Origin of the sequence: Caballeronia sp. GAWG1-1, assembly GCF_023631465.1 — a bacterium.
Taxonomy (GTDB): Bacteria; Pseudomonadota; Gammaproteobacteria; order Burkholderiales; family Burkholderiaceae; genus Caballeronia.
Window position 1 is genome coordinate 1 of sequence record NZ_JALQDB010000117.1, and the last position, 464, is coordinate 464.

General features: G+C 64.0%; 1 pseudogene. It reads left to right on the forward strand.

Annotated elements, in window-relative coordinates:
- A pseudogene (locus NCT03_RS33700) lies at positions 1 to 464 on the forward strand (electron transfer flavoprotein subunit alpha/FixB family protein); the annotation flags it as partial.

A 464-nucleotide genomic window follows, 5' to 3' on the forward strand; every position in this document is an offset into this window, starting at 1 on the left:
GCGTCCATCAAGGCCGCGACGTTGAACACGGTAGCGGCGGCGGCAAAAATCGGCGGCGATATCCATGTGCTGGTCGCAGGTGCGAACGCGCAGGGCGCGGCCGATGCGGCAGCCAAGATCGCAGGCGTTTCGAAAGTGCTGCTTGCGGATGCGCCTCAACTCGCCGAAGGTCTGGCCGAGAATGTCGAGGGCACGGTGCTGAATATCGCGAAGGACTATTCGCACATCCTCGCGCCCGCGACGGCCTATGGCAAGAACATCGCGCCGCGTATCGCAGCGCATCTGGACGTCGCGCAGATCAGCGACATTACCGCCGTCGACAGCGCCGATACCTTCGAGCGTCCGATCTACGCGGGCAACGCCATCGCGACGGTGCAATCGAGCGACCCGATCAAGGTCATCACGGTGCGTGCAACGGGCTTCGATCCGGTGGCGGCAGAAGGCGGCAGTGCATCGGTCGAGAA